Origin of the sequence: Henriciella mobilis (assembly GCF_003576285.1) — a bacterium.
GTDB lineage: Bacteria > Pseudomonadota > Alphaproteobacteria > Caulobacterales > Hyphomonadaceae > Henriciella > Henriciella mobilis.
Genome location: NZ_QWFX01000008.1, coordinates 1 through 9,270 on the forward strand (window position 1 = coordinate 1; position 9,270 = coordinate 9,270).

8 protein-coding genes are annotated in these 9,270 nt (G+C 55.1%); 3 read left to right on the top strand and 5 right to left on the bottom strand.

Translation table 11 applies throughout. The features are described 5' to 3' along the window. Positions 1-63: 63 nt before the first annotated feature. From D1223_RS09245 to D1223_RS09260, 4 genes are all read right to left on the bottom strand, one after another. Positions 64-1,202, bottom strand: a protein-coding gene (locus D1223_RS09245) for an IS3 family transposase (protein ID WP_119375279.1) whose coding sequence is annotated in 2 segments (ribosomal slippage) — positions 64-944 and positions 944-1,202 — 1,140 coding nt in all. Because the reading frame shifts where the segments join, the coding sequence is not laid out codon by codon here. Continuing rightward, the gene (locus tag D1223_RS19270; RefSeq protein ID WP_119376169.1) at positions 1,180-1,902 is read right to left on the bottom strand and encodes an SOS response-associated peptidase; all 723 of its coding nucleotides are present in this window, start codon (positions 1,900-1,902) and stop codon (positions 1,180-1,182) included. The genes D1223_RS09245 and D1223_RS19270 overlap by 23 nt, the downstream gene beginning before the upstream one ends. A 463-nt stretch (positions 1,903-2,365) precedes the next feature. Next, positions 2,366-3,085 (bottom strand): endonuclease/exonuclease/phosphatase family protein, encoded by a 720-nt coding sequence (locus D1223_RS09255; RefSeq protein ID WP_158588444.1) that lies wholly within the window; start codon positions 3,083-3,085, stop codon positions 2,366-2,368. A 144-nt stretch (positions 3,086-3,229) separates the two neighbouring features. Further along, positions 3,230-4,213, bottom strand: coding sequence for a hypothetical protein (locus D1223_RS09260; protein ID WP_119376165.1), 984 nt, complete (start codon positions 4,211-4,213; stop codon positions 3,230-3,232). A 97-nt stretch (positions 4,214-4,310) separates the two neighbouring features. Between D1223_RS09260 and D1223_RS09265 the strand changes: the two genes are divergently transcribed. From D1223_RS09265 to D1223_RS09275, 3 genes are all read left to right on the top strand, one after another. After that, complete coding sequence (locus D1223_RS09265; RefSeq protein WP_119376166.1) at positions 4,311-5,441, top strand: DUF4268 domain-containing protein; 1,131 nt, start codon at positions 4,311-4,313, stop codon at positions 5,439-5,441. A gap of 58 nt (positions 5,442-5,499) precedes the next feature. Further along, on the top strand, positions 5,500-6,882 hold the full coding sequence (locus tag D1223_RS09270) for a cytochrome P450 (protein ID WP_119376167.1): 1,383 nt from the start codon (positions 5,500-5,502) through the stop codon (positions 6,880-6,882). Positions 6,883-7,172: 290 nt separating this feature from the next. Then, positions 7,173-7,571: a helix-turn-helix domain-containing protein gene (locus tag D1223_RS09275; RefSeq protein WP_119376168.1), complete on the top strand. Its 399-nt coding sequence runs from the start codon at positions 7,173-7,175 to the stop codon at positions 7,569-7,571. A gap of 493 nt (positions 7,572-8,064) precedes the next feature. Here D1223_RS09275 and D1223_RS09280 read toward each other — a convergent pair. After that, a protein-coding gene (locus tag D1223_RS09280; protein WP_119375279.1) for an IS3 family transposase occupies positions 8,065-9,203 on the bottom strand; the annotation gives its coding sequence in 2 pieces (ribosomal slippage) (positions 8,065-8,945 and positions 8,945-9,203; 1,140 coding nt in all). Positions 9,204-9,270: the final 67 nt, after the last annotated feature.

Below are 9,270 nucleotides of genomic sequence, written 5' to 3' on the forward strand. Positions count from 1 at the left end.
TGCTCTGCCCCACAGGGGTGGTCCACCGGTAATGTTAGTCCGGCGGTTTCCACGTAGCGGCGTTCATGCCGCTACCTCGTCACAGTAAGGCGGTATGAACGCCGCGGGCAAGATGGTTTGTGGAGCGGGTGGCCGGTAGCCCAGAGAAGAGTGTGGGCGCGCGGTGTTGTAGTGCCGCCGCCAGGTTTCGATCAGGACTTTGGCCTCCCTGAGATCATAGAAGATCTCCCTCGCCAGCAACTCGTCCCTGAGCTTGGAGTTGAAGCTTTCGCAGTATCCGTTTTCCCATGGGCTTCCCGGTTCGATATAGAGCGTCTTCACGCCGATACGTGCCAGCCAGTCCCGTAGAGCTGTGGCGATGAACTCGGGGCCATTATCGGAGCGGATATGCTCCGGCGGGCCATGATGCACGAACAGCTCGCCCAGCGTGTCGAGCACATCACGCGAGTTGAGCTTGCGTTCGACGCGGATGGCGAGACATTCGCGGGTGAACTCATCTATGACGCACAGCATGCGGAACACCTTGCCGTCATGGGTGCGGTCCTGCACGAAGTCATATGACCAGACATGGCCCTTGTGCGCTGGCCGAAGTCTTACGCACGAACCGTCATTCAGCCAGAGGCGTCCACGTTTCGGTTGTTTCATTGGCACTTTCAGCCCCTCACGCCGCCAGATGCGATAGACGCGCTTCTCGTTCACATGCCAGCCATCCCGTCTCAGCAGGGCCGTGATCCGGCGGTAGCCATACCGGCCGAACCGTTCCGCCAGGGCGATGATGGCTGCTGTCAGCACATCCTCGTCCTGACGCGGCACGCGCGGCTTGCGCTGAGTGGAACGGTGCTGGCCGATCACACGGCAGGCCCGGCGCTCGGTTGCGCCGAGTGTCTCAACCACATGATCGACCGCTTCGCGTTTGCGTGAAGGGCTTAGAACTTTCCCTTGATGACTTCCTGAAGGATCTGGTTGTCGAGGGTCAGATCGGAGATCGCCCGGCGAAGCCGCGCATTCTCCTTCTCGATCTCCTTCATCCGCTTGGCCTGGCCAACCTGCAGCCCGCCATACTCCTTGCGCCACCGGTAGTAGGTCTGCTCCGTCACGCCGATCGAACGCACGGCCTGACCCGTCGTCTCACCGCGAGCAAGGCGCACCTCCACCTCCCGCAGCTTCGCAATAATCTCTTCAGGCGTAGATCTCTTGCCCATGTCTCAGCTCCATATCTGAAGCCGGAACTAACTCAAATAATGGACCACTTTTCAGGGAGCAGACCACCAGTGCATCGCTTTCGAGCGGCCGCTGAAGTTCCCTCACGTCTTCCGGCGCTCCGGTGAGCCAGGCATCGAACTCTTCTTCTTTCGTAAGAATGACCGGTTGAGCCTTCGGATGGATCGGAGCCACAACCTCGTTCGGCTCTGTTGTCAGAAAGGCCATTGCCAGCGTTTCGACGCCATCCTCGGCCAACGAAGCGTCGGCCTTCTTCCGTAGTCCATCTTTCTCCCAGTCCCACCGGCGACAGAAGCCTGCGAAGGCAAATGGCGGTCTAGGCTCATCACCCTTCAGCTTGAACCAGACAGCCGCCTTATGGCCTTTCTCCGTCTTCTCGGTGGGATGGTACTCCGCGAAGGATGACGCCGGCACGAGGCAGCGCTGTGACCGATCCTGAATAACATGCTTCCATGGCCAGCCGTCCAGGTTTCGAATGTTTGTGACCCAGCCGAACTTGGCTTTGTTCCATCCCCATCGCGCATGAACCAGTTCACGCGTAGATCCATTGTGCTTGACAATAGGCACGTCCATGTCGGGAAAAATACCAGGGAGTGGCGGCTGGTTGCCTAGCCGGTCGGTCGCACTGAACAGCCGCCGCATGGCCTCCTGGTTCGTTGTCATCGAGTATAGATTGCACATCGTAAAGCCTAATCGCACATGGGCAGCGTCGAGCAAGTCCGACGACGGCCATCTGGCGGCTCGCTTCCCATCGTGAAAGGTCACAGCGAACGGATGTGCGACCAGGAAGTCACGGAGATTGCGTGCCTCCTGCCGAGCTTTCAAAAGGTCATGAATGTCTGAACCCGGTTTGGTGACCGTGGCGGAGTGCAGCTCGACCTCAATCCCAAAGCCTCTCAGCGAGCCACACCAGGAGCACACAGAGCGCCGCCTTAGCGCTCTAAGTGTAAGGGTGGGCGGCAGGTCAACAAAATCGACCCATGCTCTCCTGGCACATCTCTGATCATTACACTGGATTACCAGTCCGGCGAGGCGCGGATCTTCTGAAAGCTGCTGCATGGCGTCGAATTCCATACACGAACAAATGCAGAACACTCTTTAACCGACAAGTCGTCTCGAGCGCTTTTCCACTAGCTTTTGACCCCTATTGCGGATCAATCTGCAATACCAATCCACTGTGGTCGGAGTGAACCTTTCGGTTCGCGTCCCACGCGGCAGCAACGTTGGTGAAAGTCTGCCATCGCTTGGGTATCGAGATATGATCGATCGGCCAGTGAGTTAGAGCGTTCTCAGGCAGAAGATCTGGTGCCGTCGCGCAATACAAACCGCAAAGGTCCAAAGCCTTGTTTAGATCCGCGATACCTCGCTTCGTCCCATAGCGGCGTCCGGTTCCCATATCCGTGTTGTAGTCTCCAGCAATAACCAGATCGGCGTCTGGATAGCGTTCTTTGAGCTCGCGCCATTCTCGGGCCTGTTCGCCGATAACTCTGTGATGCTTATCCCAGTTGAAAACCTGCTCATCGCCTTTCCAAGGCAACACAGTTCCGTAAACCAAAAGCGTACTCGAGCCGTTCGGCTTAATGCGCGCAATGACTGTTCGTTTTTCGTCGGCACCGTCTAGAGATATCTGCTCAACGATGGGATAACGGCTCCATATGGAGACCCAGCGACTACCTCCGCGTATGCCGTTCCAGTTGCGCGGTCGAGGCAGTGAGTGCGCTACGAATTCGCAGCCATCCGGCACAAGATCATCGTGCGTTTCGGTGAGTATCCAGATATCTGCCGGGTTCGCGTTGATGACTGTCCGGATCGCATCCAGACGCCGCTCGTACGCATATTCTACGTTCCAGGTACCGATCTTCACTCGATGCTCCATGTAGATGATTTCGCGGCTCAAAATCATTGAAGCCTAGCAGGCTATTGAAGCGACGGTCCAAAAGGCCGACGCGCTTGCGGTGAACCTGCGTGATTGAGATGTGGATCAATAATATTGTGATCAACTCGGAAATCAGTGTTGCTGATCACAATATCTGTTTACGAATTCTATCCGAGGCCTGAGCTCAGCAACAGCAACGCCTAGGTCTCGAAAACAATCGATTTTCCCTACCGTAGCCGACCTAAACCACTTACCGTTGCTTAGCGAGAAACCAGTCCGTTCGTTGAACTCGGAACAGTACACCGTCAAGGCATCCTCTAGCAATTTATCGCGAGTGCATCTCATATCGTCAGACGCGTCATTTGGTACCGAGGCAAAGAGCTTCGCGGAATCGGTTTGCCATTGAATTCCGAGCTCGACTCCTCGAAATTTCCGTCCCCAATCCGTCAGATGTCGACCGTGTGTGTTGCTTTCACTTACGCGCATTCCGGCTGGAAGGTCTGCGAGCTTCTCCTGGACAAGCCAGTGGCGCCAGGCCTCAAATATTCCCTCCAGTTTAGCCACGCGAAGGCGATCCCTTACCCTGTCTGCATCAGGCAGGGATTTTAAACCAAGATCTTCGAATTGCTGCGTTAGATTGGAGAGCATCTCGAGGTAGTTAAGCCAAAGCCGGATGAGTCTTTGAGCATCGTCTTCAATTCCCTCAATCGCGCCTCGGTCAGCGAAATTCTCTGTAAGCAATCGCGGAAATGAGACGTAAGGCGCCTTCTCGAAAAGACCTAAGATTGTCGCCTGAGCTGCAGGAAAGTTTCGTGCGAAGTCGAGTTGCTGATTGCCATGCAGAAGGGACTTAAGCTTCATCTCAGCGACATACGTGACAGCACCATCACAAGAAATAACGAGATCGGTGGACTTCACTTCTACCTCAGCAACGATACGACTAGGCAAATGCGTAGGCATTGGCCTGTTCCACATAACCGAGATAAGTTTCATCGACGCTTCCGGAGAAAGCTGGTTGATCAAGTAACTAAGCATCCCAGTGTGAAACTTCTCACGGTCACCTAAGCCTATGACATTAAAGGGGTGCTCTATAATCTCGTCGATCAGGTCCAGCATGATAGTCTCCCCGCTTGTGCGCGAAATCATTGTAGGAATGAACGCTAAGTTGGGAAAAGGCATGCGCTAAATTGTCGATAATTGAGGGGGCCACTGAGTGTTCAAAGTCGACCGATCCGAAAACAGAATCCACAAGCTGATCGAAAAACGGTTCAGCGACCTTCAACTTCGAGAACGCGAGCACGTCCAGGAATGGATCGCAAATCAACCCGACGCACTCGGTGAAGAATTGCTGATCATTCAAAAGGAGTTTGATCAATTTGCCGACACCCGCGAAAGACTGGATTTGCTTGCGCTCGACAAGGACGGCCAAATCGTCGTGATCGAAAACAAGCTCGACGACTCCGGTCGCGACGTGACGTGGCAAGCGCTGAAATATGCCGCATATTGCTCGAGCCTCACCAAAGCGCAGATTATCGACATCTACCAGCACTACCTTAATCGCTATTGCGGCGGCGGGAATGCGCTAGAGGCCATCTGCGAATTCCTGGAAGTCGAAGACCTTGAAGAGATAGTCCTGAACTCCGGCAATGGTCAGCGAATGATGTTTGTCGCCGCCAACTTTCGCAAGGAAGTAACCTCGACCGTCCTCTGGCTCCGTGAGCATCATGTAGATGCGAGATGCTTCAAGTTAACGCCATACGAATTTGCTTCAGAGCTACTGGTCGACATCCAGCAAGTTATTCCCACGCCTGAGGCGGCAGATTTCATGATCAGCATGGTTGAGAAAGAGACAGAAGCGAAGAGCGCGCAGGGTGCGCAACGGCGAAGCCATCGCCTCCGACTAGAGTTCTGGGAAGAAGCGCTTGAGACACTTAGAGCTCGCGGTCTAAGCCGGTACAATACAGTCTCGCCACAAAAGGATACCTGGATTTCCACGGGTACCGGCGTAACCGGATGCGTGGCTCACCTCATTTTTACAAAGGACGAAGTGCGCGTGGAAATCTGCCTTCAGCGTCCAAATGCCTCGGAGAACAAGTGGTTGTTCGACCAGCTTTACAAGCAGCGCGATGACATTGAGAAAGCGTTCGGCGATTTGCTGACCTGGAAACGCATCGACGACAAGAAGCTAAGCAAGATCGAGTATGCAAAGTCCGCAGATTGCTACGACAAAGGGAATTGGCCGGAATTGATTGACTGGCTCGCGGTGCACATGGAACGCCTTGAAAAAGCTTTCACGGATCCGATACAAGAAGCCAATCAGCGGATGAAAACTGCGGACTTTTGACTTCCCTTACGCGACTCATCGGTATTGAGTTTCAGGATCGTCCAGGAGGGCAAAGAGAATGCAACTGATAAGCGATGAGATAGCCGTAGATACTGGCCAAACCACACCCACCTTCCCAGCGATCTACCCCGAACTTGAGACCGACTTCGAATTGTCGAATCCGAATTCATGGCGGCGAGGTCACCCCTATGAGCTTTACGAGCGCATGCGCACAGAGGCGCCAGTCATGTGGTCGAAAATGCGCAGTGGCGCTTCGCGTTACTGGTCGGTCTCAAGGTATGAAGACATCAAGGCTGTAGAGCTTCAGCCGGGTATTTTCTCCTCCGCACGCGGCGGGATCAATCTCGCTGTGCCGGAGCGCAGGCACTGGAAGCCTGAGATACTGATCCGCGCGTCCATGGATAATCTGATCAGCATGGACGAGCCGCAACACATGCAGATGCGGATCCAGCAGAAGGATTTCTTCATTCCCGCTTACGTGGCTGAACTTCGAGAAAAGGTACGCGGAAAAGTTGATCGTCTGTGTGATGATCTGGAGGCCAACGGTCCTGTCGTCGATTTTGTCAAAGTCTTCTCGAATGAACTACCACTCTACACGCTCTGCGAAATGCTCGGAGTGGATGAAGCGGATCGGCCAAAAATTGTGTACTGGATGCATTATCTCGAAATGGCTAGCCAGTTCATGTCCAACCCGCTGAGAACGTTTCTCGGCGAACCACTCTTCCCGTTTCGCTTCAAGACCGTTGTCGAAGAGATGTTCGACTATGGCGCGCGCGTCATGGCAGACCGGCGTGCCAATCCACGGGAAGACCTTCTCACGGTTATCGCGCATTCAAAGCTGGAAGGCGATGAGCTCCCGCAGGAATATCTCGACGGCTCCTGGCTGCTCATAATTTTCGCTGGCAATGATACGACTCGGAACTCGCTCTCGGGGACGATCAAGCTGATGACCGAATTCCCCGATCAGCGTGCAATCGTCCTGAACGACCCGTCCATGATCCCGAAAATGTCGGAAGAGGCTCTTCGAATGGTGTCTCCAGTCAAGCACATGCGTCGCACGGCTCTGGAAGATACGGAGATCAACGGACAGCGTATCGCCAAGGATGAGAAAGTGGTCATGTGGTATGGCGCCGGCAACAGGGATCGTGAAGTGTTCCCAAACCCGGACGTGTTCGACATGACGCGCGACAATGTCGGCAAGCACATCGCATTCGGACACGGTATTCACAAGTGTCTCGGCGCGCGCGTGGCGCAAATGCAGCTGCGCGTCGCTTACGAGCAACTGTTCGCGCGCTTCCCGAATATCGAGTTCACCGGTCAGATAAAATACGGACCCAACGCGCTTGTGCACGCGATCTCGAAGCTTGAGGTCAATCTCTATGGTAAAGGAAATGCTCGTCCAACACAGGTGCAGGTGAAGACACCGAGCATGGTCTCATAGTCGAACCAGGCCTGCTGATCGCTGGAACTCACCAATGGAGCGGCAGAGGAGTGGCTCGCGGCAGGCTATCTGCTGCTTTCACCGCTCATCAATGAAAGCAAGTCTTAGGCGGCCTCGGCCAGCCAAGACAGCATTGCCGGCAGATTTTGTAGAACCTGTCAGCGTCCCTCATACTTTTCTCACTCACAAATGACTAACAATGCCTTGTTTTTATTGATTTTTGCCATTTGAAAGCACTGCTTAGAAAGCTTAATTTCACCTCATCGCAAACACGAAACACGAGGTGAAACATGACCAATCTCAACTTCGCAGACCCCGAGTACTCCGGCGAGCGCTTCCGCCACTGGTTTGCTTACATGATCGAAGCGAGCGACATGACGATCCATGAAGTCGCTGAGGAGCTCGGTTACTCACGTCCGAACACGGTACAGATGTGGCTCGACGGAAAAGCAAAGCCGAGCTGGGAGCATATTCCCGCGCTCGCCAAGCTTCTCGTCATCGATCCAGCAGTCCTAATCCCCCTCTTCATCGAGATGGACATTGATGACAAAGATAAGCGCGAGGAGATCTTCAAGGCCTCCTGCCGGATTTGTCCAGAATGGGAATATCCTCTGCACGTCCTGGCGCGGAACATCTACTTAACCGGCGAAGAGAGCATCTGGACGCACATGCCGGACTATATGTCCTGAGCACAGCGACTTCGGGTGGGTATAAGAGTAGTCCGCTCATTTCGCGGTGGGGCGAATGAGCGGACTTCTTTTTCAAACAAGTCGCGCCGCTAATGTTTTCTCCCTTACACCGCTGTCAAGCTTGCTTTCCAACGGCAATGGTGAATCGAGCACGAGACTCTTCAACCGGCTAAGTTGTGCTTAAATCGGCGACTTCTGAAAAGCTGAATCAGCGCTACTGGGAGCACTTTCGAAACTCGCTAAACGCATTCACAGAACTCATACACGCTGCAGACCGGCTCTAAATTCTATAAGGGTTAGCTTCATCTCGGCCGAGACTTCAAAGCGACACACCACACGTTGACGCCGTTGTTCGAATTGGCGAACTATCCGCACGACGCGAATCCATCACGGTTCGCTCGTTCGGGGAGGCTGATGCATGGTTGTCGGTTGCTCTGCCCCACAGGGGTGGTCCACCGGTAATGTTAGTCCGGCGGTTTCCACGTAGCGGCGTTCATGCCGCTACCTCGTCACAGTAAGGCGGTATGAACGCCGCGGGCAAGATGGTTTGTGGAGCGGGTGGCCGGTAGCCCAGAGAAGAGTGTGGGCGCGCGGTGTTGTAGTGCCGCCGCCAGGTTTCGATCAGGACTTTGGCCTCCCTGAGATCATAGAAGATCTCCCTCGCCAGCAACTCGTCCCTGAGCTTGGAGTTGAAGCTTTCGCAGTATCCGTTTTCCCATGGGCTTCCCGGTTCGATATAGAGCGTCTTCACGCCGATACGTGCCAGCCAGTCCCGTAGAGCTGTGGCGATGAACTCGGGGCCATTATCGGAGCGGATATGCTCCGGCGGGCCATGATGCACGAACAGCTCGCCCAGCGTGTCGAGCACATCACGCGAGTTGAGCTTGCGTTCGACGCGGATGGCGAGACATTCGCGGGTGAACTCATCTATGACGCACAGCATGCGGAACACCTTGCCGTCATGGGTGCGGTCCTGCACGAAGTCATATGACCAGACATGGCCCTTGTGCGCTGGCCGAAGTCTTACGCACGAACCGTCATTCAGCCAGAGGCGTCCACGTTTCGGTTGTTTCATTGGCACTTTCAGCCCCTCACGCCGCCAGATGCGATAGACGCGCTTCTCGTTCACATGCCAGCCATCCCGTCTCAGCAGGGCCGTGATCCGGCGGTAGCCATACCGGCCGAACCGTTCCGCCAGGGCGATGATGGCTGCTGTCAGCACATCCTCGTCCTGACGCGGCACGCGCGGCTTGCGCTGAGTGGAACGGTGCTGGCCGATCACACGGCAGGCCCGGCGCTCGGTTGCGCCGAGTGTCTCAACCACATGATCGACCGCTTCGCGTTTGCGTGAAGGGCTTAGAACTTTCCCTTGATGACTTCCTGAAGGATCTGGTTGTCGAGGGTCAGATCGGAGATCGCCCGGCGAAGCCGCGCATTCTCCTTCTCGATCTCCTTCATCCGCTTGGCCTGGCCAACCTGCAGCCCGCCATACTCCTTGCGCCACCGGTAGTAGGTCTGCTCCGTCACGCCGATCGAACGCACGGCCTGACCCGTCGTCTCACCGCGAGCAAGGCGCACCTCCACCTCCCGCAGCTTCGCAATAATCTCTTCAGGCGTAGATCTCTTGCCCATGTCTCAGCTCCATATCTGAAGCCGGAACTAACTCAAATAATGGACCACTTTTCAGGGAGCAGACCAC